This is a genomic window from Campylobacter sp. CNRCH_2013_0855, from assembly GCF_025773025.1.
Lineage (GTDB): Bacteria > Campylobacterota > Campylobacteria > Campylobacterales > Campylobacteraceae > Campylobacter_D > Campylobacter_D jejuni_C.
Genome location: NZ_JAKMTE010000008.1, coordinates 31,870 through 57,885, shown reverse-complemented (window position 1 = coordinate 57,885; position 26,016 = coordinate 31,870). Strand labels below are relative to the sequence as shown.

Genomic DNA, 26,016 nt, shown 5'->3' with positions numbered 1-26,016 from the left:
ATAATTATATATTTAATTTAAAAATACGGGGGGGGGGAGCAGGTGCAAAAAAATCAACCTACAAAAAATGAAAAATTCTTTAATGATGGACAAATTATTATCTCAAAAACCGACAAAATTGGTAGAATAATATATTGCAATAGAAATTTTATCCTACTTTCGGGATATAAAGAATTTGAGCTTTTAGGGAAACCTCATAATATCGTGCGTCATCCTGATATGCCAAAGGTTGTTTTTGAAATTCTTTGGGAGGGTATAAAAAATAAAAAAGAAGTTATTGCTTACGTAAAAAATTTATCCAAAGATGGATCTTTTTATTGGGTTTTGGCCTTTATTACGCCTTCATTTGACGCTAGTGGCGAGATAGTTGGTTATCACTCTATGCGCTTAAATCCCAGAAGGGAAGCTGTTGAAAAAATAGAAAAAATATATAAAGAGCTATTGTTAGAAGAACAAAAAGGTGGGAAGAAAGCATCAAGAAAGATGTTAGATGAAATTTTAAGCCAAAAGGGGATGAGTTATGAAGAATTGGTTTTATCAATATAATATTAATCAATTTGTGAATTATTTTGCTTTATTTTTATTTTGTTTGATGGCTGTATTGGAAATAATGGAAGGTAAAACATTTGGCTTTGTTTTTTGTGTTTTAGGAACTTCTATAGTGTTATTTGGTATTGCTAGTGCTTATTATAGAAATAAAGAAGTTTTAAGATCTACTCAAGTATTGAATGAACTTGCAAAAGGTAATTTGGAAGCAAGAATTACACATATACCTTTTGAAAAATCTGGTGTAGGACAATTAAGTTGGGTTGTGAATGATTTAGCAGATCAAATAGAAGCTTTTAATAGAGAAATTCTTAATGCGATTTTAGCTGTGAAAGAGCAAAGATTTTATAGAAAAGCAAGATTAGAAGGTTTAATGGGTGCTTTTGCTTATAATGCTAAAATTATTAATGAGGCGACTTTGGAAATAGAAAAAACTCAAAACTTATCTGTAAAAAGCGTTATAGTGGAAAATGTTTCTAAGGATATGTCTAATTCTTTGCAAAAAGAATTGGCGCTTATTAATACAAAGTTGAATGAAACTGCAAATATTATGCATGAGGTGTATGATCAAGCAAATGATATTTCCATCCATTCTTCTAAAAGTGCAAAAAATGCAGAAGTAATTTCAAGTGATTTGGGTAATTTGGGTGTAAATATAGGGCAAATTCATACTTTAATGGATACTTTTTCTCAACAAATTAATAGTGTTTCTTCTTTTATAGGTATTATTGAAGATATTACAGAGCAAACTAATCTTTTAGCGTTAAATGCTGCTATTGAGGCTGCGCGTGCAGGAGAGCATGGAAGAGGTTTTGCTGTTGTGGCTGATGAAGTTAGAACTTTGGCTGAAAAAACTCAAGTTGCAGCTAAGGAAATTTCTACGATGATAAATATTCTCATAGAACAAATGGGTAATATTAAAGAAATAACCAATGAAGCTTATGAGGTTGCTAAAAATTCTAATTCGAGTTTAGAAGAATTTCAGGAAGTTTTTACTGGAGTTGATAAAAAGGCTAAAATTTTACTAGATGAAATTTCTAAAACAAGTATGGATACTAATAAAATTTTACTTTATTTGGAATGTTGTTTAAAAACATATTTGGCTTGTTCTTGTGTGATTAATTCTAAAGTAGAATATATAGAAGATAAAAATTTGGCTAAATTTGATTCTAAAGATAATATTTTCATTTTAAATAAAGATTTAAATTCTTATATAGAAGGATTATTTAATTATATAAAAAATGATCAGCTTGTTAAAGAGGAAAGAAAAATTTATGCTCATATTAAGCAAATTCAAGATATAAATGAAAGGATGATAAGCGAAATAGAATATAAAAAGCATATATAAATAAGAGGTTGAGTGAAAAAATACATTTTTTTAAGCTGTATATGCATAAATGCATTTGCTTTAAATTTAGAGGAAAGTTTAAGTGAGGGCGAAGCCAACATTACTAAAAAACAAAAAGCAAATACAGTTTCTAAACAGGTATTTTTTCAAAAGCCACAAGAATATCAAACTCAAAATATTGATTTTGAATCCTTTGCTAGTAAGTCTTTGGGACAGGTTTTAAATTTAAGTTCCAAAGATAAAACAGAAGCAAGTTTGGATTATAATGCTTTAAATGTAAATATTAAAAATATTAATTCTATACTAGATTATGATAATGCTACTTTGCTTTTAGAAAAACAAGCAAGAATAGGGCAATTAGAACAAGCTTATTCTTTGGGTCTTATTAATCGTTATGAATTTGATGAGTTTAATTTTGGCTTTAATTATTTTAATGATCAATATAAAGAAGCTTATACTAAAAATAGTTTTGGCGCTGAATTACAATTTGGTCATTATTTTAAAGCATATGCTAATCACTACAAGATTAAAGAAAACGATAGTGATGATAGTACAGAGCTTGGAGTTGTATTTGATTTACCATATTTGAATGTTTTAAATGTTAATTCTAATATAAAAGAATTGCAAAATCAATATAATATTACTTATTCTCCAATTTCTATTTTAGATTTATCACTTAATTATCAAGATGAAAAAACTAGTGCTAAAGATCAAACAGCAATGTGGGTAAGATTTAGACTAAATTATGAGCAAAGTTTAAGTAAGCAATTTTATAATAGCTTTTACCGTAAAAATAATATAGGCGAATTTAACCGTTATGATTTTGCCACTAGGGCTTATTAATTACTCATAAAACGCGTGATATCATTATAAGTTACAAATACCATTAAACTTAAAAGCAAAGCCATGCCAAAATAACTAAGATATTCAAAACATACTTTTGGTACTTCTTTTTTAAAGATTAATTCATAAAGATTAAAAAGTATATGTCCTCCATCTAGTGCTGGAATAGGAAGTAAATTTAACACTCCAAGATTGATAGAAATTAAAGCTGTGATTAAAAATAAAACCACTATGCTAGTATTTGCTGCTTTGGAGGTTATATCAACCATAGTGATGATTCCACCCATATTTTTAGCATCTAATTCCCCGCTGATGATTTTAGCAAGTCCTTTAAAAATGAGCAAAGAAGCCTCTATGCTTTCTTCATAAGCGTATTTTAAACTACTAATTCCTGGATGATAAATAGTAACAAATTCACCCTTAGGCGCTATGCCAATTAATGGTTTTTGAACTTTTTGATAAAACTCATTATATCCTTGATCAATTTGTGGAGTTAGGGTGATATTGATGAGTTTGTTATCACGCTCTATGCTAAGTAAGGTTGGTTTTATATGCACAAGTTTGCCAATTTCTTCAAAGCTTTGGATTTTAATTCCATCTATAGCTAGGATTTTATCTCCAATTTGTAAATTTGCTTTTTGTGCAGCTGAGTTTGGTGCTATATTGCCAATAACAGGTGCAAGTTTTTGCACACCTAAAAAACCTATGGCTACATAAAGCAAAAATGCTAGAAAAAAGTTAAAAAATGGTCCTGCAAAAAGTATGTAAATTCTAGCTAGAGGACTTAGAGTGTTATAGCTATTTGGTTCGTAATTTTTTTCACTAGGATTTAAATCATCTTGTCCTTTAAGTTTAACATAACCACCAAAAGGTAGAGCAGATAAGCGGTATTCTGTATTTTTGTAGGTTTTTTTAAAAACAGCTTTTCCAAAACCTATGCTAAAAATCTCTACATCGACTTTCATATGTTTTGCGGCTAAAAAATGTCCTAGCTCGTGAAAAAAAATTAAAAAAGATATAACCAAAAGCGTTATTAAAAAGCTAAAAGAATAAAATTTAAAGCCAATAGCTAAGATAATAAATAAAAATAAATATGATTTCAAATTATACCTTTTTTAAATGTTTTATATAAGCTAGTATGTATTCAAAGGCTGAATAAAGTGTAAGTACTAAGGCAATAAACAACAATGTATTAGCAAAAGGCCATTGCATGATTAAAAATATAATAGCTATCATTTGAAAGGTTGTTTTTATTTTTCCTGCAAAAGAAGCACTCACATCAAATTTTTCACTCACCATAACCACTCGAAAACCGGTTATAAAAAACTCTCTTACTAAAATAATATAAATCATCCAAGGGTCAGCTTTTTGGGTGAGTAATAATCCTAAAAAAGCAGCCAAAACAAGCATTTTATCAGCTAGTGGATCTATAATGGCTCCAAGTTTTGTGGTTTGATTCCAAGTTCTTGCAATATAACCATCAAAAAAATCAGTTAAAGCGGCTATACCAAAAACAACACAAGCAAAATAATTTACCCAACTAGGATGAATATTTTCAAAATCATTAATAAGCAAAAAAAATAAAAGCGGGGCTAATAATATCCTTATAAATGCTAAGATATTAGGTAAATTCATTGTTTATTAATCCTTGTGTTTAAAGAAAATACCCCAAAATGGGGTAATGAATCATTTAAAAGTTGTACCACCATCTACGATTAAGGTGTGTCCTGTAATCCAATTTGCTTTATCAGAACATAAAAATAAACATGCTCCTGCTAAATCTTGAGGCTGTCCAATACGGTTTAGTGGGCTAAGATTAATAGTTGCATTTTTAACTTCTTCATAATTTGTAAATGCTTTAAGCGCATCAGTGTCAATTGGCCCACCACTTACTACATTTACGCGAATGTTTTTAGAACCAAGTTCAGTTGCAGCATATCTTGCCATAGCCTCAACTGCTGCTTTTGCTGTACCGTGTCCTGCATAGTTTTCAATATGCACTAAATTTCCTGTTGAAGAAATAGATAATATACTACCCCCACCAACTTTTTCCATTCTTTTTGCTGCTTCTTGTGCTCCAACTACAAAAGCATTTACAGTTGCTGTGAAAATATTATTTATTCCACGAGGTTTTAATTTCATAAATTTAGTATATCCACCTACAACGGCACGACCTGAGATAATAGCATTAGAGATGAAAAAATCTATTCTGTCAAAATCTTGATCGATTTTTTCAAATAAGTCTTTATAGGTTTCTGGTTCAAGTATGTTAAACTCATAAGCTTTAGCTTTGATTTTATAGTTATTTTCTAAATCTTTTACAATTTCTTGAGCTAAATCTGCGTTAGAATTATAAGTAAAAGCTACATTAGCTCCTACTTTTGCAAACTCATATACAATAGCTTTACCAATCCCTCTTGTTCCACCGCTAATTACTAAAGTTTTGTTTTGAAAAAAAGTATCCATTAAAATCCTTTGATATTATAGTTTTTCATAATCGCTTCTATTTTTGCTAAATTGCAATCACTAGGTTTACAAAGTGGCAAACGATATTCTAAAGTAGGAGTTAAACCTGCTATATACATTGCTGCTTTAATAGGTATAGGATTGCTTTCGCAAAATAAAATTTTATTGATATTATACAACTCATCATTAATTTTTTTAGCTTCAATATATTTTTCTTCTAAAGCTAGATGAGTTAATTTTGAAATCATATCAGGAAGTAAATTTGAAGTAACTGAAATCACACCTTTACCGCCATTTGAAAGTATAGGATAATTAATTGCATCTTCCCCGCTTAAAAGCATTATTCTAGGCTCATGTGCTAGCAAATCAACGCATTTATCAATACTCCCACTAGCTTCTTTTACTCCATAAATATTTTCACAATCTCTAAATAATCTTATAATAGTTTCTGTTTGAAGTTCACAACCTGTTCTTCCTGGCACGTTGTATAAAAGCACAGGTATATCTATACTTTTTGCTATTTCTTTATAATGTAAATACAAACCTTCTTGTGTGGGTTTGTTATAATATGGAGTAACGCTTAAAATTCCATCAGCCCCATGTTCTTGTGCAAATTTAGCCAAACTTACAGCTTCATGTGTAGCATTGCTTCCCGCTCCTGCTAAAACCTTACAAGAACTTCCCTTGCAAGCATCTAAAGCTATTTCTATACAAATTCTATGTTCTTCATGGGTTAAGGTGGCACTTTCTCCGGTTGTTCCAACAGGCACTATTGCATCAATTCCATTTGCTATTTGTCTTTTGATGAGTTTGTGATAAGTTTGTTCGTCTAATTTTCCATTTTTAAATGGAGTTATTAAAGCTGTCATTGCTCCTATGATGATGTTATTGTCCATTTTCACCCCTTTTTAAGATTATTGTAGTGGATTTGTTTTCATTGAAATATTTTCTAGCACAATGAATTAAATCATCTTTGCTTAGATTTTCTATATTTTTTTCATAATCAAGCAAAGGTTTTAAATCACCTTTTGCAAGATAAGATCCATAAATATTTGCAACGCTACTTGCATTGCTTAATGAAAAAATAAAATCACTTTTTACAGTATTTTTGATTTTTTCCATGATAGCATCATCAAATTTAGCATTTTTTACATCTTCAAGAATTTTCAAAAGCTCTTTTTCAACATCTTCTGCTTTTATACCTTCGTTGCAAACACAAATAAATATAAATAAATTCTCATCTATATTTTCACTTGCATAAGCGTAAAATTCATTGATAAGTTCTAATTTATCAATTAAAATTTCACTTATTAAAGAACTTTTTCCATTACCTAAAAGCTCACTCAATGCGCAAAGTTTTGGCATATCTTCATGATTAAATGCAGGAATTTTGTATGCAAGTGCTAGTAGTTGCGTATCGCTTTCTTTGTGCAAGATCACGCGTTTAGCACCATCTTGTTCAGGTTCTTTTTCATGAACTATAGGGATTTCTTTGGTGTTTTTTATATCTTGAAAATGTTTTTTAGCTAAAGCAAAAACTTCATCTTCATTAATATCGCCACTCACAAGCAAAATAGCATTTTTGGGTTGATAAAAAGTTTGATGAAAATCTTGTATATCTTCTATTTTCCAATTTTGTATATCTTTAAAAAAGCCTATTGGAGTCCAATGATATGGATGATGTAAAAAGGCATGATTGTATAATCTAAAATATAAATATCCTAAAGGATTATTATCCGTTCTCCAACGTCTTTCTTCTAAAACTACATTTCTTTCGGGTTGAAACTCATCATCCTTTAAATTTAAATTACGCATTAATTCAGCAAAAAGCCATAAGGATTTATCTAAATTTTCACTAGAGCATTTTATAAAATAATGCGTATAGTCAAAGCCAGTGCTCGCATTATCTACTCCACCAAAACCTTTAACTATTTCATCAAATTCACCCGCTTTTAAATTTTTTGTACTTTTAAAATTTAAATGTTCAAGCATATGAGCTATGCCACTTTTTCCCATTTTTTCATTTCTTGAACCAACTTTATAAAAAATATCTATACTTATAACCCCACTTTTTTTATTTACAGGTAAAGTATAAATTTCAAGTTCATTTTCAAGGGTGATTTTTTTATAATTAATCATTTAAAATTAACTCCTATAGCTTGACTAATATGATTAAAACCATCTTGTTTTAAAAGCTCAATTAGTCCTTGATTGATATTTTTAACAATGCTTGGTCCTTTAAAAATCATAGCTGTATAAATTTGAACTAAACTAGCTCCATTTTTAATGCGCTCATAAGCAAGTTCGGCACTATCTATACCACCACTTGCTATTAAAATAGTATCTTTATAAATTTCTTTAGCTACTTCTTTAAAAAATGTCGCACTTTTTTGGGTGATTAATCTACCACTAATTCCGCCAAAGGTTCTTGTATTATCAATCAAAGAATAATCTATACTAGTATTTGCCATGATAATACCATCAGCTTTTGCTTTAATTGCACTTTTGCAAAGTGAAATTGCACTATCTATATTCATATCTGGAGCAATTTTTAAAATCACAGGTTTATTTGTAATTTCTTTTGCTTGATTAAATAAGATGCTTACAAATTCCTCACTTTGTAAATCTCTTAAATTTTTGGTATTTGGAGAGGATATATTAATCACAAATAAATCACACAAATCTTTAAATTCTTTTAATAAAATAATATAATCATTAATAGCTTCTTCATTTGGAGTGATTTTATTTTTGCCTATATTTGCCACTAAAGGTATGCTAAAAGGATAGACTTTTTTTACTTCTTTTGCGATAGCATCTTTACCTTTATTATTAAAACCCATAGCATTTTGAATACTTTCTTGTTCAACAAGTCTAAAAAGTCTAGGTTTTTCGTTGCCACTTTGAGGTTTTGGGGTGAAAGTTCCATATTCTAAAAAGCCAAAACCTAAAGCACTTAGCGGTCTTATCATAGTTGCATTTTTATCAAAGCCACCTGCTAAGCCCACAGGATTATAAAAATTTAAATTAAAAATTTCTTGATTTAAAATTTCATCATTTATTACACAATCTTTTGCAAAAAAACTAAGCCCTCCAGGAAATATACAATCTAGCGTTCGCATGCTAAATTCAGCTAAAGCATGAGCATTTTCTGGATCTAATTTATATATTAAAGGTTTTAAGCTTTCATAAGTCATATTTTTCCTTTTTTACAAAATAGCATATTGTACTAAAAAAATGATAATTCTTAGTTTTCATTTTCTTTGACTTTATCAGTTTTTTGTGCTTTTTGTTTTAATTTTTGATAAATTTCACAATGTTGCATCAAATAAGCATCATTTCCTACAGAAGCTATTTTTCCTTTATCAAGCACAGCGATTTTATCAGCGTTTTCTATGGTGCTAAGTCTATGAGCGATGATAAGTATTAAGCGATCTTTTTTTAAGTTTTCTATAGTTTTTACTATGGCTTTTTCACTTTCATTATCAAGTGCTGAAGTTGCTTCATCAAAAATTAAAATTTGAGGATTTTTGTATAAAGCTCTTGCTATAGCAATGCGTTGTTTTTGCCCACCTGAGAGATTTTTTCCATGCTCTTTTAATTCAGTATGTATACCACCAAGCTCTTGAACAAAATCATAAGCATTAGCTTGTTTTAAAACCTCTATTACACGCGCTTCATCGTATTCTTTAGCATAAGCAATATTTTGAGCTATAGTGTCATTAAATATATAAATATTTTGAGTTACTAAAGAAATATTTTCTCTTAAACTAACAATATCAAAAGAACTAATGTCTTTTTGATTGATTAAAATTTCACCACTATCTTTTTCAAAAAAATACATTAAAAGATTGATAATAGAAGATTTTCCTCCACCGCTTGATCCAACTAAGGCTAGAATTTCTCCTTTATTAAAAGAAAAATTTACATCTTTTAATACCTTTTTATCTTTTTGATAGCTTAAAGAGACATTTTTAAAATGAATATTTTGGATATTTTCTGTAAGTTTTTCTTTACCACCTTTAATCTGTGGTTCTAAATCAGTTAAATAAAAAGTTCTCTCGCTAGCTGCTACTGCATTTTGTAATCTTGTATAAAGTGAAGAAAGTCTTTTAATAGGAGTGTAAGCCATAAATAAAGCTGTAGTAAAGCTAAAAAAAGAACCTATACTTAAACTTCCATCGATTACTTCTTTACCACCCACTATAATCACCACAGCAAAACCAATTGAACCCATAGATTCCATTAAAGGGCTACTTAAAGCCTCAATTCTAATGCCTTTTAAGGAAAGTTTACAAACTTCGCTATTAGTTTGGCTGAATTTTTGCATTTCATTTTTACCTGCATTAGATGCTTTAATAAGCTCTATATTAGAAAAGATTTCACTTAATCTTGAAGTAAGATCAGAATTTTTTTCTTGAGTATTGCGTCCTATTTTTTTGATTTTTTTAGCAAAAATAGCAAGAGGGTAAATTGCTAAAGGTAAAATAACTAAAGCAAAAAAAGCAAGTTTTGGACTTTGATAAATAACAACACTTAAAAGTCCAATCGCGGTTAAACTTTCTCTTAAAATTTCAGGTATGATAGTAGAAACTATATTTTGTAAAGCTCCAATATCAGAAGTACACCGGCTGATTAATTCTCCGCTTCTGTATTTATGAAAAAAGCTCATATCTAAGCGTAAAAGATTGCCAAGAACTAATTCTCTTAATCTTCTTAAAATATCTGTCCCAACATAAGATATATAATAAACTTGCATATAAGCACCAAGATTTTTTAAAGCATAAATTAAAACAACAAGTAAAGGCATATAATAAAGCAAATCAACATTTTTTTCTATAAAAATTTTATTTAAAATAGGCTCTATGATGTATGCACTAGCAGCTGTGCCACCACTAGTTAAAAGCATGCCAATAATAGCTAAAACAAAATAAAACCAATAATCTTTATAATAAGGCTTAAAGCGAGTAAATACCTCTTTAAGCTTCATTTCTTTGTAATTTTTATCCATTTTTCTCCCATACCACACCATTTGGTGTATCCATTAAAAGAATATTCTCTTTAGCTAAATCATCACGGATTTGATCTGCTAGGGCATAGTTTTTTTCTTGCTTTGCCTTGTTGCGTAGAGTGATTTTTTCTTCTATTTCTTGACATTTTTCTTCACTAATGCCAAATTGAAAATATTTTATAGTATCTATAAAACCTATACCAAAAATAAAAGCAAGTTCTTTTAAAGTTTTTTCTACTTGTATTTTATAAGCTTTGTCTTTTGAGTTTTTATCTAAATAAATATTACTTTCATTGATAAACTCATCAAGTAAAGCCAAGGCTTTAGAGGTATTTAAATCATCATTTAAAACTTCTAAGATATTTTTAGCTACTTCACTTTCTATGGTAGTTTTTTCATCTATAAAAGCATTTAAATTTAAGCGTTTTTTTAAGCGGTAAAATTTATCAAGTCTTTTTTTAGTAGCTTGTAAGTCTTCTAAAGCATAGTTAAAATGTGCTCTATAATGTACGCTTAAAAGATAAAATCTCAAAACCTCTCCACTAAAAAGTTTTAAAGAATCTTTTAGAAAAAAACTATTTCCTAAGCTTTTGCTCATTTTTTCGCCATTAATTTGCACAAAGCCATTATGCAGCCAAAAATTAGCCAACTCATGATTGTTTTTACAACGACACTGACAAGCTTCATTTTCATGATGAGGAAAAAGTAAATCTATGCCCCCTGCATGAATATCAAGTTTATCTTTAAAAAGACTCTCTATCATCACAACGCATTCTGTGTGCCAACCTGGTCTCCCTTTGCCAAAGCTTGCAGGATAAAATTTTTCATCAAATTTCCACAAGACAAAATCGCTATCATTTTTTTTAGCCACACTTTCTTCTAAGCGCGATTGATTATCTTCTAAGTTTCTTTTAGAAATATAAAAGTATTTATCATCCTTGCTGGTATCAAAATAAATTCCATCTTCAAGTTTATAAGCTAGGTTTAATTCTAAAAGCTTTTCTATATAAGTAATCATTTGCTCAATATAAGCTGTAGCTTTTGGCTTAAAGTTAGGCTCTAAGATATTAAGTGTTTTCATATCCTCTTCATATCTTTTAATATAAAAATTTGTAATTTCTTCTAAGCTTTTACCACTTTCTTGCATTTTTTTTAAGATTTTATCATCAATATCAGTGTAATTTCTAGCAAAAATTACTTCATAATCACTTGCTAGTAAAACTCTTCTTAAAAAATCAAAACATACACTACTTCTTGCATGTCCTAAATGTGCATCATCATATACAGTAGGTCCGCATAAATAAATATTTGCTTTTTTTGCCTCATGTGGGATAAATTCGCATTTTTTCTTTAAAACACTATCAAAAAAAATCATTAAAATAAGCCTTTAAAAAAATGATAAATTTCAATTAAAAATTGTATTAAAATATCTTTAATCTCAAATAAGCCTAAAGCAAATAAACTTAAAAATACTATACTTATAAGCCAAAATTTAACCCTAAAAATACCCCAAAGATTTTTAAAACCAAATTCTTTAATATTAGCATACAGTAAATAAAAAGCACTAATAGATGAGGCGAGTGCAATACCTAAGCTTTTATAAGCTTCTTCTTTGATAAGTAAAATAATCACTATGCTAAAAAATGCTGATATAAAAAGTGTTTTAAAGGCTATTATAGCGGCTATTTTTTGTTTAAATTTAGCATAAAGCCATAAAGAAAAAAGTTTTTGCAAACCAAAAGGTAAAAGTCCTAAAAGATAAGCTTGTAATAAAAATGCAGTGATTTTTGTATCTTCTTGATTAAAATTTCCTCTTTGAAATAAAAACTCCACAATTTCTTTAGCTAAAATAATCCCTACTATACTAGCTAAAATCAAAAGTACGCTTAAATACTCAAAAGCTTTTTGCATAAAAGCTAAGGCTTTTTGTTCTTCATTTGCTTTTAAATGTCTTAGTATTTTTGGGAAGCTTACTTGACTTAGAGCGATTGCAAAAAGAGCTAAAGGAAGCTGAAAAACCCTATTAGAATAATACAAATACGAAATACTTCCGGCCATTAAAAAACTAGCTATAGTAGTATCTAATAATGAACTAATTTGGTTTGCTGAAGAGCCTAAAAGTCCATGAGTAAAAGTAGAGTGGAACTTATCTAAATTAGTTTTTATTTTTTTAAGTTTTATGCTTAAATACATACTTTTTAAAATTCTAGTGTTTTTTAAAGCAAAAATATGCCATATAAGTTGAGCTAGACCGCTTAAAACAGTCGCATATGAAAAATAATACAAAGCCTCTAAAGGCTCATCTTGATTGACAAAAAAACCTGCAATGACAACAAAAAGATTAAAAAATGAAGCAGAAAAAGAAGTGATGAAAAAATTTTGTTTGTAATTTAACAAAGAGCCTAAAAAAGTTACTAAAAAAATAAAAAACAAATACCAAAAATTAATAGAAACTAAAGGCGCGGCTAGGATAATCGTTTCTTTATTAAAGCCAAAGGCGAAAATTTTTGTAAAAAATTCAGCAAAAAAACTTACTAAAACACAGGTTAAAAAAACAATAATGCTAAATTGCAATAAGATATTTATGCAAAAAGCACCTTTTTTACTTGCTTTTAAAAAACTTGGTAAAAAAGCTTGTCCAAAGGCCCCTTCTGCAAAAATTCTTCTAAAAAAAGCAGGCATTTTTAAAGCTACAAAGAAAATATCACTATAAATTCCAGCTCCTAAATATAAAGCTAAAACAATATCTCTTAAAACGCCCATAATCCTAGAAAATAAAATTCCTAAGGCATTGATGATGAAATTTTTAAAAACAATATTTTTTCTCATTAATTTTCATTCTTTAAACATTAGTTTGAGTATTATAAAATTTTTTTATAGCAATAATTTTAACTAAATTTTGATTTTATTTTTGCTAAAATCAAAATTTTATATACAATAAGGAAGCTTAAGCTATGGAAGAGAAGAAAATTTTATATACTAAAGACCCTTATAAAGAGCTTTTGATGTTTGCTTCTGAAAATAAATGCGAAGTTGAAGAGCTTGATTTTAGATTGTTAAGTTTTAGCACTTCTTATACTTATGATAATCAAAAATGGATAAAAGTTAATGAAAAAGAATTGAAAATTTTTGAAGAAGATGAAAAATTTTTAAATCATGATTTAAATATAGAACAAGAGTATAAAATAGAAATTTATTTTAAAAAATTTGTACGCTCACCAGCTTTTGAGATTAGTTTGCATACCAACGAAATATGTACTTTATTAAAAGCTAATGTTAGAGCTAGTGAAGTTATTGCCTTTCATGATAAATTAGCACTAGAGCTTTTAGAGGCCATTTATAAAGCGATGATAAAAGAGAAGTATTTGCTTGGATTTAGGAATTTTGATTTTAAAAAACAAATTATTGATTTTAATACCAAAGTTAAGGAAAAACAAAAATTTGATTTTGAAGTTGAATTTGAAGTGTGTAAGGGAGTTGATCCACAAGAGCCTACAAATGAAGAAATTAAATATCACTATCTAGAAAATCTAAAAAAACACAATGACGTGATGAATAGAAATTATGTTGCACCTATAGGAAAAGATGAGGTGGCTATTGAGAAGATTAAGCCAAAAGAAGGTAGTGATGGTAAAGATTTAAGGTTTAAAATTTTAAAAACTCTTCCGCCAAAAACAAACAAAGAAAAAGTTATTTGTTCAGATAATTTTGAAACAAAAGAAGATGATGAAAGTATAAAATATATTGCCAAAAAAGATGGTTTTATTATCCAAAGAAAATCTATTTATGAGATAGAAAATTATTTAGAATTTAGTAAAGTTGATTTTAAAAGTACGGGTTCTATTTGGGCTGGTTTTGATAAGCGAGTAATTGTTGTGATCAAAAACACTAACTCATTAGAGGATGCCGTAGGTCCTAGAATTACCGTAGAAGCTCAGGAACTAGAAGTTACTGGTAATATAGCTCAAGATTCTGTTTTAAGAGGTAAAAAAGTGGTTCTTAAGGGTAATATGCATCATAAAAGCACCATTATAGGACAAAAGGTTGAAGTTAATATTTTAAGAGGATATTGTGAGGCTCAAGAACTAGAAGCTGAAACCTTGGAAAATGGAATTATTAAAGCTAAAAAGGTAAATATTAAAAAGGCTATAGGTGGGGAGATTATTGCAGATGAAATTTATATACAGGAGCTTGGAGGAAATTGTTTTTGTAGTGCTAAAAGTCTAATTAATATTGAAAAAATTCAAGGAAGTGGCAATAAACTTGTAATTCAAGATCTTAAAGCTTTTGATAAAGAAAAAAGTGGAGAAGAAATACTTTTACATATTGAAGAGTTAAAAAAAGAGCAAGAAGCCTTAGCTAAAGAAATTGAAGATACTAAGCATATTATTCATGTTAGTAAAGATTCTGTAAGAATTTTACAGCAAAAAGTAAAAGAACTAATGAGCGCAAAAAGAGCTATACCGCAAGCTTATAAAGCTACTATTAAAGATTTTAATCAAAAAATCGAAAGTTTAAGTGTTTTAGCTAACAAAATAGAAACTTCAAAAGAAGAAGAAAAAGCAAATATAGAAAAACTTAAAAAAATTCAAGATGAACTTTTACAATCTAAAATTATTAATAAAAGCGGAAAATGGACAGATCTAAATGAAATTAAATTTAATTTGTTAAATCCTAGAAAAGTGCTAAGTTATCATCCTCATAGTGAGGAAAAAATCCAATGTTTTGAACTTGAAAAAATAGATACTGAAAATGGAACGAGCGTTTATGAAATTCGCTCTATTAGCAATTACAAGGAAGAAGCTAAATGATAGTGGCGATTGAAGGAATAGTGAGTAAAAAAGAGCCTACTTTTGTAATTTTAAAGACTTCAAGTGGAGTAAGTTATGGTGTTTATGTATCACTTTTTTGCTCAAGTAATTTTGAAAAAGGTCAAAAGGTTGAGTTTTTAATCACTCAAATTATTAAAGAAGACTCTCATAAATTATATGGATTTTTAGATATTAACGAGCAAAGAATGTTTGAATTATTAATTAAAATTAGTGGTATAGGAGCAACTACTGCTATGGCTCTTTGCTCAAGCTTAGATACTAATACTTTTTATGCAGCTTTACAAAATGGCGATGAGAATGTATTTAAAAAGGTTCCTGGTATTGGCCCAAAGAGTGCAAAAAGAATTATAGCTGAGTTAAGTGATGCAAAAATCAATATAGAAAATTCTAATCAAGACCAAGCACAAGCTTTAGCAGCCTTACTTTCACTTGGCTTTAAACAAGAAAATATTTTAAAAGTTTTAAGAACTTGTGAGAGTAAAAATACTAGTGAGCTTATTAAAGAGGCTTTGAAAAAATTAGCATAATAAAAGGAAAAATATAATGATATATGGTGTAATTTTTGGTGCAAATTCTTATGAGCATGAAATTAGCATTGTGAGTGCTGTGGTATTAAAAAAAGTACTCAAAGTGCAAAAAAAATTTATATTTTGTGATAAAAATAAGGAATTTTTTCTTATAGATGAAGAAAAAATGAATGCAAAAACTTTTAGTAGTGGTGCTTATAAAAAAGAAAAAACCTTGGTGTTAAAGCAGGGTGGATTTTTTATAAAAACTATGTTAGGTGAGAAAAAACTTGATATTGATATAGCGATAAATATTGTACATGGAAAAGATGGTGAAGATGGCAAAATAGCTGCTTTGCTTGATTTTTATGGTATAAAATACATAGGACCACGCATAGAAGCTAGTGTTTTATCTTTTAATAAGGTTTTAACTAAACTTTATGCACAAAGCGTAGGAGTAAAAACACTTGATTATAAAGTTTTAAATTTACATAAAGAGCAAAATATTTCTTTGGACTTTCCTTGTATTTTAAAGCCTGCAAGATTGGGTAGTAGTATAGGTATAAGTATAGTTAAAGATGAAAGTGAGCTTAAGTATGCTAAAGATGTTGCTTTTGAATTTGATGAGGATGTTGTGGTTGAACAATTTGTAAGCAATATTAAAGAGTATAACTTAGCAGGTTGTATGATAGGTGAAAAAATGGAATTTTCTATCATTGAAGAGCCTAAAAAAAATGAAATTTTAGATTTTGAACAAAAATATTTAGGTTTTTCAGAAAGTTCCAAAGTCAGTGAAGCAAATATTAGTGAAGAGTTAAAACAAAAACTAAGGGATAATTTTATAAGAATTTATAATCCTTTGTTTAAAGGAGCTTTGATTCGCTGTGATTTTTTTGTGATAGATGATGAGGTTTATTTAAATGAAATCAATCCAAATCCAGGATCATTAGCAAATTATTTATTTGAAGATTTTACTAATGTGATTAATAATTTAGCTAAAAATATAGAATTAGAAAAGCAAATTAAGATTGATTATGCTTTTATTCACAGCATTAATGGACAAAAAGGTAAATTATAATCATGGCTACTTTTAGCAAAGATGAAATTTATACTGCAACTGAAGTGGTAAGAAATTTCAGTACTATGCTTGAAAAAACAAAAAAGAGTGAAAATGGTAGGGTGGTGATTGTAAAAAACAATAAATTTGAAGCTGTACTTTTGAACTTTGAAGAATATGAGCGTTTAAATGAAGCTGTGATGCTTTTAGAAAAGATTTACAAAGATAAAAAAGGCTAGAAATGGCAAAAACTAGAGTATATTCTAATGGGTATTTTTATAATTTAAGTTATGAAATCATCAATCCAAAATGTGAAAAAACAATTCTTATTTTACATGGTTGGGGTGCTAATAAAGAGCTTATGAAACAAGCTTTTGAAAAACCTTTGAGTGATTTTAAACAAATTTATTTAGATTTGCCTGGTTTTGGAAATTCAAGTATAGATGCACCTATGGATTCTTATGCTTATGCCAAGGTTGTAGAAGATTTTTTAACTACGATAGAACAAAAAGCAGATTATTTAATGGGGCATTCTTTTGGCGGAAAAGTTGCGACTATTATGTGTCAAAATACTAATTTTCAAGGTTTGATTTTACTCTCTAGCGCAGGTGTAGTTTTACCAAAAAGTTTTAAAGTGAAATTTAAAATAGCCTTATTTAAAATTTTAAAAAATCTTCCTTACGGAGATTTTTGGAGGAAATTTTTTATTAGCAAAGACGCTCAAGGTATGAATGAAGTGATGTATGAAACCTTTAAAAAGGTTGTTAATGAAAATTTGGAAAATGAATTTCAAAAACTTAAAAATCCTATTTTGATTTTTTGGGGTAATGAAGATAAGGCTACGCCTTTAAAAAGTGGAGCGATTATTCATTCTCTAGCACAAAAAGGGAAATTTTTTGCATTAGATGGAGATCATTTTTTCTTTTTAAAACATGCTGATTTTATAAATGAAAAAATACATGAGGAATTTTTAAAAAATGATTAGTATGATAGCTTTTTTAAGTTTGAATTTTTTACTTGGATTTTACCTGATTTTAGCCTTACAATGGTACTCTTATAAATTCTCACGCATAATTTTACATTTTGCTAAACCCTTGTGGCATTTATATTTTTTAATAATTCCTTATTTTGCTTTTGTGTTTTCTTTATATAGTGGAAATTTTTATTTATATTTTATAGTTTTTGCTTTATCTTTGCTATATGGTGGATACTTATATAAAAATTTAGATAAAAAGCTGGTTTTTACTGCTAGAATTAAGCGTTATTTTTTATTTTTGTCGCTTTTTACTTTAGTATTTATGCCATTTTTTTGGATTGGTTTAGAAGCTTTAGTAGTCGCATTTTTATTAAGCTTTTTGGTAGAACAAATAAACCAAAATACATTTATAAAAAAGGCAAATAAAAAGATTTGTGATAATCCAAATTTAAAAATTATTCTAATTACTGCAAGTTTTGGAAAAACAAGTATAAAAAATTTTTTATACGAACTTTTAAAAGATGAGTTTAAGTGCTATAAAACTCCAAGAAGTGTTAATACTTTTATGGGTATAGTAAAAGATATCAATGAAAATTTGGAAAAAAATACTGAAATTTATATCGTAGAAGCTGGCGCAAGAGAGCAAAATGATATTTTAGAAATTACAGAGTTTTTAAATCCTCAAATTTGCATAGTTGGTGAGATTGGTTTGGCGCATTTGGAGTATTTTAAAACTCAAGATAATATCCGCAGTGCTAAGTTACAAGCTTTAAAATCTAAGCGCTTGGAAAAATACTTTTTACATTCAAGCACTTTATATGAAAATGAATTTTATGATGATTGTTTAAGTGATGTTAGGGCAAGTTTGGAAGGTTTAGATTTTAAAATAAGATTAGATGATAGTATTTATGACTTTCATGCGAATTTATTAGGTGCTTTTAATGCTTATAATATTAGTGTATGTATTTTGCTTGCACATTATTTAGGAATTAAAATAGAAAATATTATAAAAAGCGTATCGAAATTAAAAGCAGTAGAGCATCGTTTGCAAGTGATTTCTAAAGAACCTAAATTTATCATAGATGATGGCTTTAATGGAAATTTTAAGGGTATGAGTCAAAGCTATGAGCTTTGTAAAAACTATCAAGGAAGAAAAATTTTGGTAACTCCTGGTATAGTTGAAGTTAATGAAGAAGAAAATATAAAATTATGTAAGATAATCAATGAATGTTTTGATTTTGTAATTATTACTTCAGAGGCTAATAGCACGATTTTGCAAAAATATATTACATTAGATTTTTATGTATTAAAAGAAAAATCTCAACTTGTACAAGCTTTATCAAAATTAACTCAAAATGGAGATTTGATTTTATTTTCTAATGATGCGCCAAGTTTTATGTAAAACCATTTAGCTTAAAAAGGCCAAATGGTCTCCATAAATTTTGTTCCCCAAGGCTTGCGTGTAGATTTGTCAATATCACCTTCGGTTTTATAAAGAATTTTCGCATCAGCTATATATTTACTATCTATCATATTATCCTGAGAAATATCATAAGGTCTTATAACCCCACTTAGCTGAATGATTTGTTTTTCACCATTGATTAAAAGCTCACGACTTCCCTCTATAAAATAATTTCCATTAGATAAAACTTTAATTACTCTAGCAGAAATGGTGGTTTGGAAATTTTCACTTCTAGTTTGGCTTCCTGTACCTTCATATTGTGAAGTACTTGCTGTGGTATAACCTATGTTTGTATAATCGTTGATAAAATCTCTAGCTTTGCTAAGTCCAGCACCAGTGGTTATTTGTCCTCCGCCTAAATTAACATTATTGTTTTTACTTGTAGCTTTGGAGCCTTGCGAGTTTTGCGTAGCATTCTCTCTAATGACTACGGTAACTAAATCATTTACATTCATTGCTTTTTTATCAGAAAATAAAGGATTATCTCCTTTACCAAACAGCGATCCAGGATTACTTTGGGTGTTATGATTTTGCTTTGGAGCTAATTCTTCTACATAAGTTGGGGGCTTCATATTAATATGTGGATCGACTGTAGCACTACAACCAAACATTACAAAAGGTAACAAGTAAAAATTAACATTTTTAAATTTCATAGCTTTATAACCTTATATTATTGTGATGAATTTTAAAATTATTATATTACAAAAAAACAATTATTTTGTTAAAAAAGAGGAAAAAATGAAATCCATGTTTTTATTAAATTGTGTTGATGAGAAATTTTTAACACAGTCTTTAGAAAAAGTTCAAGGTAAAATAGTTTTTTATTTTCCTATTTTTTGTGAGAAAAATAAAGAAAAAATTGCTTTAATATGCTCAAAAAATAATACTAAACTAGATTTTTTTAGTAGTTTTGAAAAAAATGATTATCAAAGCAAATTTACTCAAAATTCAAATGATTTTTTTAAAAAAATAATTCAAGATTATGAAAAATTAAAAAAAGAAAATGATTTTGTTATAGTGGTTGGAGTAGATGATTTTGGCTTGATGGGTGATTTGAGTTTAAATATAGCCTTAGCTAAAGAGCTAAATACTCCATTATATGCAAAAAGTCAAGATGAAAATCATACTATGTTAAATTTCTTACTAAGCCAAAAGCTTAGCGACTTTGTTTTATTAAAAGAAAATGAAGATTTTACTCAAGATTTATTACAAGAATATACCTATAAAACTCAGGCAAGATTTTCTTATGAGCTTTTTGAAAAAGCAAAAGCAGATAAAAAAATAGTGGTTTTACCTGAAAGTTTTGATGAAAGAGTATTAAAAGCTAGTGAGTTTTTAATGCAAAATGAGATTGTTGATTTGATTTTGCTAGGCGATAGCAATGAAATTTGTGCTAAAGCTAATAGTTTAAATATTAATATCGATGGTGTACGTATTATAAATCCTAAAAATTCTCAATATAATGAAGAATTTGAAGAGCTTTTGTATGAAGCTAGAAAAAGTAAAGGTATGAGTAAAGAAGAAGCTAAAAAGTTAGTACAAGATAAAACATATTTTGCGACCTTGCTTGTACATACTCAAAAAGCGCATGCTATGGTAAGTGGTGCAAGTACAACTACTGCTGAAACTATTCGTCCTGCTTTGCAAATTATCAAAACAAAACCTGATGTGAGTTTGGTTTCTGGTATGTTTTTTATGTCTTTAGAAGATAAGGTTTTGGTTTTTGCTGATTGTGCTGTTATGCCAAATCCAACCCCTGAACAACTTGCTGAAATCGCTTATGTAAGTGCAAATAGTGCTAAGGCTTTTGGACTTGATCCTAAAGTGGCTTTGCTTTCATATTCTAGTGGAGATAGCGGAAGTGGGGTTAGCGTGGATGCAATTAAAGAAGCTACTAAAATAGCTAAAGAAAAATATCCTCAACTTGAGCTAGAAGGTCCTATACAATTTGATGCAGCATATGATATGCTAACAGCAAAAAGTAAAATGCCAAATTCTAAAGTAGCAGGAAAGGCAAATGTATATGTGTTTCCTGATTTAAATGCGGCAAATATTTGCTATAAAGCAGTGCAAAGAACAGCAAATTCTTTAGCTATTGGCCCGATTTTACAAGGTCTTAAAAAGCCAATTAATGATTTAAGTAGAGGTTGTTTGGTAGAAGATATTATTAATACTGTGATTTTAAGTGCTATTCAAGCACAAGAATAAGGAGAAAAATGAAAATATTAGTTTTAAATTCAGGTTCATCTTCAATTAAATTTAAGCTTTTTGAAAAAGATGAAGCCCTAGCATCTGGTTTAGTGGAAAAAATAGGCGAGCAAAGCTCTAAAATAGAATTAAAAGATCTAAAAAATGGTCAAAAATACCAAAAAGAATTAGCGATTAAAGATCATGAGCAAGGTATTGAATTGGTAAATGAACTATTTGCTCAAAGTGGAATTTTACATGATTTAAATGAGCTTGATGGGTGTGGACATAGGATAGTTCATGGAGGTCCAAATTTAACTAAACATTGTTTGGTGGATGATGAAATTTTAAAAGAAATTGATAGGGTTGCTCACATAGCACCTTTACATAATCCTGCGCATTTAATAGGCATTAAAACTATGATAAAAGCCGCTCCAAAAGTTCCTAATGTGACAGTTTTTGACACAGCTTTTCATCAAAGCATGCCTGATTATGCTTATATGTATGCTTTGCCTTATGAGTTTTATGAAAAACACCAAGTAAGAAAATACGGCTTTCACGGTACTTCACATTCTTATGTAAGTAAACAAGCTGCACATATACTTGGTAAAGATATTAATGAATTTAATGCAATTAGCGCTCATCTTGGAAATGGTGCGAGTGTTTGCGCTATAGAAAATGGAAAATGTATAGATACTTCTATGGGCTTTACACCGCTAGAAGGTTTGATTATGGGGACTAGATGTGGAGATATTGATCCTGCTGTGTTGCCATTTTTAGCAAAAGAATTAAATTTAAATCCATCTGATTTAGATACTATAATGAACAAAAAAAGTGGTGTTTATGGAATTTGTGGGTTTAATGATTTTAGAGATATTGAAGCGCAAATTGAAGAAAATAACGAAAAAGCAAGACTTGCTCTTGATATGTTTTGTTATCGTTTGAGTAAATATATTGGCTCTTATTTTGCAATTTTACCTAGAGTTGATGTGTTGATTTTTACAGCTGGTATAGGCGAAAATGATAATATTGTTAGAGCAAAAGTTTGTCAAAGACTAGCGCATTTGGGATTTGATATAGATTTAGATAAAAATGCACAACTTAGAAATGGTGAGATTAGTAAAAAAGACTCTAAAATTAAAATTTTAATTGTTCCAACAGAAGAAGAATTAGAAATAGCTAAAATTACCACAGAACTTATTAAAAATAAATAAACCTTGAGTTTTAAACTCAAGGTTTATTTTAAAATGCAGGAACTACTGCACCTTGGTATTTTTTATTGATAAAATCTTTTACTTTTTGACTTTGCAAAGCCTTTACTAAAGCTTTGATTTTAGGATTGTCTTTATTATCTTGAGTGGTTACTAAGATATTTGCGTAAGGACTTTCTTTACTTTCTATTAAAATAGAATCTTTTACAGGATTTAAATTTGCTGATAAAGCATAGTTTGAATTAATCACTGCAAAATCAACATCATCTAAAGCTCTTGGAAGTTGTGCTGCTTTTAATTCTTTAAATTTGATATTTTTTGGATTATCTTTAATATCAAGTGGAGTTTTTAATGCACTATTTTCAAAACTAACGAGCTTGGTGCTAGCGATAATATCTAAAGCTCTGCTTTCATTTGTTGGATCATTTGGTACAGCTATGGTAGCATTTTGTGGAAGATCTTGGATGTTTTTATATTTTTTAGAATAAACTGCCATTGGTTCGATATGAACTTTTGCAACGCTAATTAATTTTGTGCCTTTATTGGTATTAAACTCATCCAAATAAGGCTGATGTTGGAAGAAATTTGCATCAAGTTCTTTGCTATCTGTGCTAAGATTTGGCAAAATATAGTCATTAAATTCTTTAATTTCTAATGTGTAACCTTCTTTTTTTAATAAATCTTTAGTTTGTTCTAAAATTTCAGCATGAGGAACAGGTGTCGCACCTACAGTAATAACTTCATTAGCAAATAAACTTGCACCTAAAATTGTGCTTACAGTGAGCAATTTTAACAATTTCATTTTAACTCCTTTTTATAGTTTTTAAAATGCTTGATTATATTGTAAAAATATTAATAAGATAGGAAAAGTTTTATTTTTGTTTGTTTTTGTATTCTTTAGCAAAATGTTTGAGTTCTTTTATAAATTTTATATACCCCCCCCCATACCAATTTTTTGAGCCTTAATAAGAGCTTGTCCGATTTTGTAAGAATAAGTATTTTGATTTTTAATACCCTCGCTTTTATAATCATCATAACTTGATAAAGGTGGAAGTTTAAGATAAGGTTTTGTTTTTAAATCTTTTTGATATTGCTTGGCAAGTTTTGTGTGTTTATAGTAAATCTTTAACAAAGTAAAAGGTAAAAAAGGAATTTTTTCTTATTTTTAGCATATTCTATAAAGGCATAACCTAGCTTGTATGATAAATGATAACTTGTACGTTGAATGGATTGTTTATTATCTTTATAAAAAGATCCTGTATATTTACTTCCTCCAAGTTTTAACCATTTTTCATAATATTCTTGCCATCTAGGCCATGTTTGATTGCAAAATTTACTATTCCAAAAACGGCTATTAGTGCCACAAGCATGAACTATAGAGGCATTTTGTGTAAGATTTGTAAGATAATGAGTGCTTCCTGTGTATTTGTCTTTTAAATCTTTGACTTTAAAGTGATTTTCATAAGTCATTAAGGAAAAAATTCCTTGATCCTGCCGGTTTTTGGTATTTTGCGAAAGATAATTATAGATGAATTGATAACACTGTAAAGGATTTGGTATAAGATCGGTAAAAACTAAAATCCCTGTTTGATATACTCGTTTATTGTTATGATTTTTTTCCAAAGGCAGAGCTGTTTGAAGTAAATTTTACCCAATCTTGCAAAAGCCATATGTGTCCATCTTTTTAAGAAAAATAAATTATTAATATCGTTTTAATTTTTACCAAGAGCAGCTAAAAAATCTTCTTGGGTAAAAGGAAGAAATTTAATTGTTTTATTTTTAACAATTTTTTGCATGATATTTTGATCATTCAAGCTAAAACCATCATGTAAAATATAAAATATATCTACTTTCTTACCCATAACATCCATGATATTAATGAGTAAAGTTCTTATGGTAAAGCTTGAATTTTTAGTTGCTGCTAGTAAAATACCAAGTTTATATTTCATTGTTTATCTTTTGGTGATTTTATAAAGAATATTTCCTATAAATTGTATGATTTGCACTAGTATAATTAAAATCACAACGGTTTGAATCATAATATCAGTTCTAAAACGCTCATAACCATAGCGAATGGCCACATCACCCAAACCACCACCACCAACAGTTCCTGCCATAGCAGAAAATCCTATTACGATGATTAAAATCAAAGTGATACCATTAATAATGCTTGGCAAAGCTTCACTAAACATTACTTTAAAGATAATTTGAGCTTTGCTAGCTCCATAAGATCTTGCTGCTTCAATGATAGCAGGATCAATTTCTTTAAAAGCACTTTCTATCATTTTGGCTAAATAAGGCGCAATTCCTATAGTAAGTGGTACTATCGTAGCAGTTGTACCTATGCTAATTCCAATGAGATATTTTGTAAAAGGACTTAAAACCACAATGAGTACTAAAAATGGAAAAGATCTTAAAATATTGATAATAAAATCAAGCACGCTATAAATGCTTTTATTTTCCCACAAGCCACCTTTATCAGTAACAGTAAGTATAATTGCAGGGATAAGTGCGATTAAAAAAGCTAAAAAAGTGGCTGTAAAACTCATATAAAGAGTTTCTAGTAATGCCGGATAAAGTATATTTTCAAAATTTCTTAAAATTGCTTCTAAATTCATTACACAAGCTCCCAAATAACGCCATTTTCTTGTAAATAATTTAAAACTCTTTCTTGATCTTTAGCTTCTATATTGATCACCAAATTTCCTAAAGCATTGTTGTTTAGTTTTTCTATCTTACCCCAAACTATATTAAAATCAATATTTAAACTTCTAGCCATATGAGTGATAATGCTTTGGTTTGCTTTTTCTTTGCAAAAATATAAGCGCACATTAACTCCATTTAGTGGTAAAAAATCACTCTCACCTAAGAATTCACGCATTTTTTCACTTGGCTTTAAGAATAAATCCTCGATTTTCCCTTGACCTATGATTTGTCCATGCTCTAGCAATACAGCTTTTTGAGCTATTTGTTTTACTGCTTCCATTTCATGGGTTACTAATACTACACTGATGTTAAATTCTTGATTGATTTTGGCAATAAGTTCTAAAATGTTATTTGTAGTATTTGGATCAAGTGCAGAAGTAGCTTCATCGCTTAGTAAAATTTTAGGATTTAAAGCAAGGGCTCTAGCTATGGCCACCCTTTGCTTTTGCCCACCACTTAGCTCATTTGGATAAGCTTTGCTTTTAGCTAAAAGTCCCACAAGATCTAAAAGTTCATTAACTCTTTTTTGAATTGTGCTTTTGTTAAAATTATGAATTTCTAAAGGCATAGCTACATTTTCAAACACATTTTTTCTACTCATAAGTGCAAAATGCTGAAAAATCATCCCTATATCTTTTCTAAATACTCTTAACTCTTTTTCTTTTAAGGTAGCTATTTCTTTACCAAAAACTTCCACACTACCGCTTTGATAATTTTCCAAACCATTAATACATCTTAGCAAAGTTGATTTTCCTGCCCCGCTATGTCCAACAAGAGCATAAATTTCTCCTTCTTTAACTTCTAAAGAAACATCATTTATAACTAATTCTTTGCCATAATATTTTTTAAGATTTTGTATTTTTATCAC

The 26,016-nt window shown here is 28.8% G+C and carries 26 protein-coding genes and 1 pseudogene; 11 read left to right on the top strand and 16 right to left on the bottom strand.

The window, feature by feature from the left end; all coding sequences use genetic code 11:
* Positions 1–42 precede the first annotated feature (42 nt).
* The 3 genes from L8X40_RS05805 to L8X40_RS05795 are packed head-to-tail and all read left to right on the top strand — an operon-like array spanning position 43 to position 2,737.
* Positions 43–546 carry a PAS domain-containing protein gene (locus tag L8X40_RS05805; protein ID WP_047208186.1) on the top strand — a complete coding sequence of 168 codons (504 nt, stop codon included), beginning with the start codon at positions 43–45 and terminating at the stop codon, positions 544–546.
* Entirely contained in the window at positions 521–1,894 is a 1,374-nt protein-coding gene (locus L8X40_RS08515) for a methyl-accepting chemotaxis protein (RefSeq protein ID WP_087699062.1), read from the top strand. The genes L8X40_RS05805 and L8X40_RS08515 overlap by 26 nt, the downstream gene beginning before the upstream one ends.
* A gap of 12 nt (positions 1,895–1,906) precedes the next feature.
* Complete coding sequence (locus tag L8X40_RS05795; protein ID WP_214100063.1) at positions 1,907–2,737, top strand: inverse autotransporter beta domain-containing protein; 831 nt, start codon at positions 1,907–1,909, stop codon at positions 2,735–2,737.
* On the opposite strand, the gene rseP is transcribed toward L8X40_RS05795, so the two are convergent.
* The 9 genes from rseP to murJ are packed head-to-tail and all read right to left on the bottom strand — an operon-like array spanning position 2,734 to position 13,040.
* Positions 2,734–3,840, bottom strand: coding sequence for an RIP metalloprotease RseP (rseP, locus tag L8X40_RS05790; protein WP_263667509.1), 1,107 nt, complete (start codon positions 3,838–3,840; stop codon positions 2,734–2,736). The genes L8X40_RS05795 and rseP overlap by 4 nt on opposite strands.
* A 1-nt stretch (position 3,841) precedes the next feature.
* Positions 3,842–4,372 carry a CDP-diacylglycerol--glycerol-3-phosphate 3-phosphatidyltransferase gene (gene pgsA / locus L8X40_RS05785; RefSeq protein ID WP_039618023.1) on the bottom strand — a complete coding sequence of 177 codons (531 nt, stop codon included), beginning with the start codon at positions 4,370–4,372 and terminating at the stop codon, positions 3,842–3,844.
* Between the two features lie 51 nt (positions 4,373–4,423).
* Positions 4,424–5,203: an enoyl-ACP reductase gene (locus tag L8X40_RS05780; RefSeq protein ID WP_087699059.1), complete on the bottom strand. Its 780-nt coding sequence runs from the start codon at positions 5,201–5,203 to the stop codon at positions 4,424–4,426.
* Positions 5,203–6,099 carry a 4-hydroxy-tetrahydrodipicolinate synthase gene (gene dapA / locus L8X40_RS05775; RefSeq protein ID WP_087699058.1) on the bottom strand — a complete coding sequence of 299 codons (897 nt, stop codon included), beginning with the start codon at positions 6,097–6,099 and terminating at the stop codon, positions 5,203–5,205. Before dapA ends, L8X40_RS05780 begins: the two co-directional genes overlap by 1 nt.
* Complete coding sequence (locus L8X40_RS05770; protein WP_263667508.1) at positions 6,089–7,342, bottom strand: M16 family metallopeptidase; 1,254 nt, start codon at positions 7,340–7,342, stop codon at positions 6,089–6,091. Before L8X40_RS05770 ends, dapA begins: the two co-directional genes overlap by 11 nt.
* Positions 7,339–8,397, bottom strand: a complete 1,059-nt coding sequence (locus tag L8X40_RS05765; protein ID WP_087699056.1) for a quinone-dependent dihydroorotate dehydrogenase — start codon at positions 8,395–8,397, stop codon at positions 7,339–7,341. The genes L8X40_RS05770 and L8X40_RS05765 overlap by 4 nt, the downstream gene beginning before the upstream one ends.
* Before the next feature lie 50 nt (positions 8,398–8,447).
* On the bottom strand, positions 8,448–10,211 hold the full coding sequence (locus L8X40_RS05760) for an ABC transporter ATP-binding protein (protein WP_214135866.1): 1,764 nt from the start codon (positions 10,209–10,211) through the stop codon (positions 8,448–8,450).
* Positions 10,204–11,586: a cysteine--tRNA ligase gene (cysS, locus tag L8X40_RS05755; RefSeq protein WP_087699054.1), complete on the bottom strand. Its 1,383-nt coding sequence runs from the start codon at positions 11,584–11,586 to the stop codon at positions 10,204–10,206. The genes L8X40_RS05760 and cysS overlap by 8 nt, the downstream gene beginning before the upstream one ends.
* The gene (gene murJ / locus L8X40_RS05750; protein WP_263667507.1) at positions 11,586–13,040 is read right to left on the bottom strand and encodes a murein biosynthesis integral membrane protein MurJ; all 1,455 of its coding nucleotides are present in this window, start codon (positions 13,038–13,040) and stop codon (positions 11,586–11,588) included. Before murJ ends, cysS begins: the two co-directional genes overlap by 1 nt.
* 125 nt (positions 13,041–13,165) lie before the next feature.
* Here murJ and L8X40_RS05745 point away from each other — a divergent pair, with 125 nt between their 5' ends.
* From L8X40_RS05745 to L8X40_RS05720, 6 genes are read left to right on the top strand one after another with little or no spacing between them, the layout of a single operon-like run.
* The gene (locus tag L8X40_RS05745; RefSeq protein ID WP_263667506.1) at positions 13,166–15,022 is read left to right on the top strand and encodes a FapA family protein; all 1,857 of its coding nucleotides are present in this window, start codon (positions 13,166–13,168) and stop codon (positions 15,020–15,022) included.
* A complete protein-coding gene (gene ruvA / locus L8X40_RS05740) occupies positions 15,019–15,570 on the top strand; it encodes a Holliday junction branch migration protein RuvA (RefSeq protein WP_214126287.1) in 552 nt (183 codons plus the stop codon). Before L8X40_RS05745 ends, ruvA begins: the two co-directional genes overlap by 4 nt.
* A 16-nt stretch (positions 15,571–15,586) precedes the next feature.
* A complete protein-coding gene (locus tag L8X40_RS05735; protein WP_214126286.1) occupies positions 15,587–16,627 on the top strand; it encodes a D-alanine--D-alanine ligase in 1,041 nt (346 codons plus the stop codon).
* A gap of 2 nt (positions 16,628–16,629) precedes the next feature.
* Entirely contained in the window at positions 16,630–16,845 is a 216-nt protein-coding gene (locus L8X40_RS05730) for a type II toxin-antitoxin system Phd/YefM family antitoxin (RefSeq protein ID WP_087699049.1), read from the top strand.
* A gap of 2 nt (positions 16,846–16,847) precedes the next feature.
* Positions 16,848–17,591: an alpha/beta fold hydrolase gene (locus tag L8X40_RS05725; RefSeq protein ID WP_087699048.1), complete on the top strand. Its 744-nt coding sequence runs from the start codon at positions 16,848–16,850 to the stop codon at positions 17,589–17,591.
* The gene (locus L8X40_RS05720; protein WP_214126284.1) at positions 17,584–18,984 is read left to right on the top strand and encodes a Mur ligase family protein; all 1,401 of its coding nucleotides are present in this window, start codon (positions 17,584–17,586) and stop codon (positions 18,982–18,984) included. The genes L8X40_RS05725 and L8X40_RS05720 overlap by 8 nt, the downstream gene beginning before the upstream one ends.
* A gap of 11 nt (positions 18,985–18,995) precedes the next feature.
* Here L8X40_RS05720 and flgH read toward each other — a convergent pair whose 3' ends face one another.
* Positions 18,996–19,697: a flagellar basal body L-ring protein FlgH gene (gene flgH / locus L8X40_RS05715; RefSeq protein WP_214100075.1), complete on the bottom strand. Its 702-nt coding sequence runs from the start codon at positions 19,695–19,697 to the stop codon at positions 18,996–18,998.
* A gap of 85 nt (positions 19,698–19,782) precedes the next feature.
* On the opposite strand from flgH, the gene pta reads away from it, so the two are divergent.
* Entirely contained in the window at positions 19,783–21,252 is a 1,470-nt protein-coding gene (gene pta, locus L8X40_RS05710) for a phosphate acetyltransferase (RefSeq protein WP_214100076.1), read from the top strand.
* An 8-nt stretch (positions 21,253–21,260) separates the two neighbouring features.
* A complete protein-coding gene (locus tag L8X40_RS05705; RefSeq protein WP_087699045.1) occupies positions 21,261–22,445 on the top strand; it encodes an acetate kinase in 1,185 nt (394 codons plus the stop codon).
* A gap of 28 nt (positions 22,446–22,473) precedes the next feature.
* On the opposite strand, the gene L8X40_RS05700 is transcribed toward L8X40_RS05705, so the two are convergent.
* The 6 genes and pseudogenes from L8X40_RS05700 to L8X40_RS05675 form a co-directional block, all read right to left on the bottom strand.
* Positions 22,474–23,244 carry a MetQ/NlpA family ABC transporter substrate-binding protein gene (locus tag L8X40_RS05700; RefSeq protein ID WP_087699044.1) on the bottom strand — a complete coding sequence of 257 codons (771 nt, stop codon included), beginning with the start codon at positions 23,242–23,244 and terminating at the stop codon, positions 22,474–22,476.
* Positions 23,245–23,370: 126 nt separating this feature from the next.
* Positions 23,371–23,574 carry a hypothetical protein gene (locus L8X40_RS05695; RefSeq protein WP_263667504.1) on the bottom strand — a complete coding sequence of 68 codons (204 nt, stop codon included), beginning with the start codon at positions 23,572–23,574 and terminating at the stop codon, positions 23,371–23,373.
* Positions 23,568–23,912 carry a hypothetical protein gene (locus L8X40_RS05690; protein ID WP_087699042.1) on the bottom strand — a complete coding sequence of 115 codons (345 nt, stop codon included), beginning with the start codon at positions 23,910–23,912 and terminating at the stop codon, positions 23,568–23,570. Before L8X40_RS05690 ends, L8X40_RS05695 begins: the two co-directional genes overlap by 7 nt.
* Before the next feature lie 242 nt (positions 23,913–24,154).
* On the bottom strand, positions 24,155–24,391 hold the full coding sequence (locus tag L8X40_RS05685) for a hypothetical protein (RefSeq protein ID WP_087699041.1): 237 nt from the start codon (positions 24,389–24,391) through the stop codon (positions 24,155–24,157).
* Between the two features lie 9 nt (positions 24,392–24,400).
* Positions 24,401–25,057: pseudogene (locus L8X40_RS05680) on the bottom strand (methionine ABC transporter permease); the annotation flags it as partial.
* Between the two features lie 2 nt (positions 25,058–25,059).
* Complete coding sequence (locus L8X40_RS05675; protein WP_263667503.1) at positions 25,060–26,016, bottom strand: methionine ABC transporter ATP-binding protein; 957 nt, start codon at positions 26,014–26,016, stop codon at positions 25,060–25,062.

Bases quoted from the DNA above. Each gene is read 5' to 3' on its own strand.
- L8X40_RS05765 (WP_087699056.1), bottom strand. From the start codon at position 8,397: ATGACTTATGAAAGCTTAAAACCTTTAATATATAAATTAGATCCAGAA.
- L8X40_RS05700 (WP_087699044.1), bottom strand. From the start codon at position 23,244: ATGAAATTGTTAAAATTGCTCACTGTAAGCACAATTTTAGGTGCAAGT.
- L8X40_RS05780 (WP_087699059.1), bottom strand. From the start codon at position 5,203: ATGGATACTTTTTTTCAAAACAAAACTTTAGTAATTAGCGGTGGAACA.
- murJ (WP_263667507.1), bottom strand. From the start codon at position 13,040: ATGAGAAAAAATATTGTTTTTAAAAATTTCATCATCAATGCCTTAGGA.
- L8X40_RS05705 (WP_087699045.1), top strand. From the start codon at position 21,261: ATGAAAATATTAGTTTTAAATTCAGGTTCATCTTCAATTAAATTTAAG.
- L8X40_RS05745 (WP_263667506.1), top strand. From the start codon at position 13,166: ATGGAAGAGAAGAAAATTTTATATACTAAAGACCCTTATAAAGAGCTT.
- L8X40_RS05735 (WP_214126286.1), top strand. From the start codon at position 15,587: ATGATATATGGTGTAATTTTTGGTGCAAATTCTTATGAGCATGAAATT.
- ruvA (WP_214126287.1), top strand. From the start codon at position 15,019: ATGATAGTGGCGATTGAAGGAATAGTGAGTAAAAAAGAGCCTACTTTT.
- pta (WP_214100076.1), top strand. From the start codon at position 19,783: ATGAAATCCATGTTTTTATTAAATTGTGTTGATGAGAAATTTTTAACA.
- pgsA (WP_039618023.1), bottom strand. From the start codon at position 4,372: ATGAATTTACCTAATATCTTAGCATTTATAAGGATATTATTAGCCCCG.
- L8X40_RS05690 (WP_087699042.1), bottom strand. From the start codon at position 23,912: ATGACTTATGAAAATCACTTTAAAGTCAAAGATTTAAAAGACAAATAC.
- L8X40_RS05730 (WP_087699049.1), top strand. From the start codon at position 16,630: ATGGCTACTTTTAGCAAAGATGAAATTTATACTGCAACTGAAGTGGTA.
- flgH (WP_214100075.1), bottom strand. From the start codon at position 19,697: ATGAAATTTAAAAATGTTAATTTTTACTTGTTACCTTTTGTAATGTTT.
- L8X40_RS05685 (WP_087699041.1), bottom strand. From the start codon at position 24,391: ATGAAATATAAACTTGGTATTTTACTAGCAGCAACTAAAAATTCAAGC.
- L8X40_RS05725 (WP_087699048.1), top strand. From the start codon at position 16,848: ATGGCAAAAACTAGAGTATATTCTAATGGGTATTTTTATAATTTAAGT.
- L8X40_RS05770 (WP_263667508.1), bottom strand. From the start codon at position 7,342: ATGATTAATTATAAAAAAATCACCCTTGAAAATGAACTTGAAATTTAT.
- L8X40_RS08515 (WP_087699062.1), top strand. From the start codon at position 521: ATGAAGAATTGGTTTTATCAATATAATATTAATCAATTTGTGAATTAT.
- L8X40_RS05760 (WP_214135866.1), bottom strand. From the start codon at position 10,211: ATGGATAAAAATTACAAAGAAATGAAGCTTAAAGAGGTATTTACTCGC.
- dapA (WP_087699058.1), bottom strand. From the start codon at position 6,099: ATGGACAATAACATCATCATAGGAGCAATGACAGCTTTAATAACTCCA.
- L8X40_RS05720 (WP_214126284.1), top strand. From the start codon at position 17,584: ATGATTAGTATGATAGCTTTTTTAAGTTTGAATTTTTTACTTGGATTT.
- cysS (WP_087699054.1), bottom strand. From the start codon at position 11,586: ATGATTTTTTTTGATAGTGTTTTAAAGAAAAAATGCGAATTTATCCCA.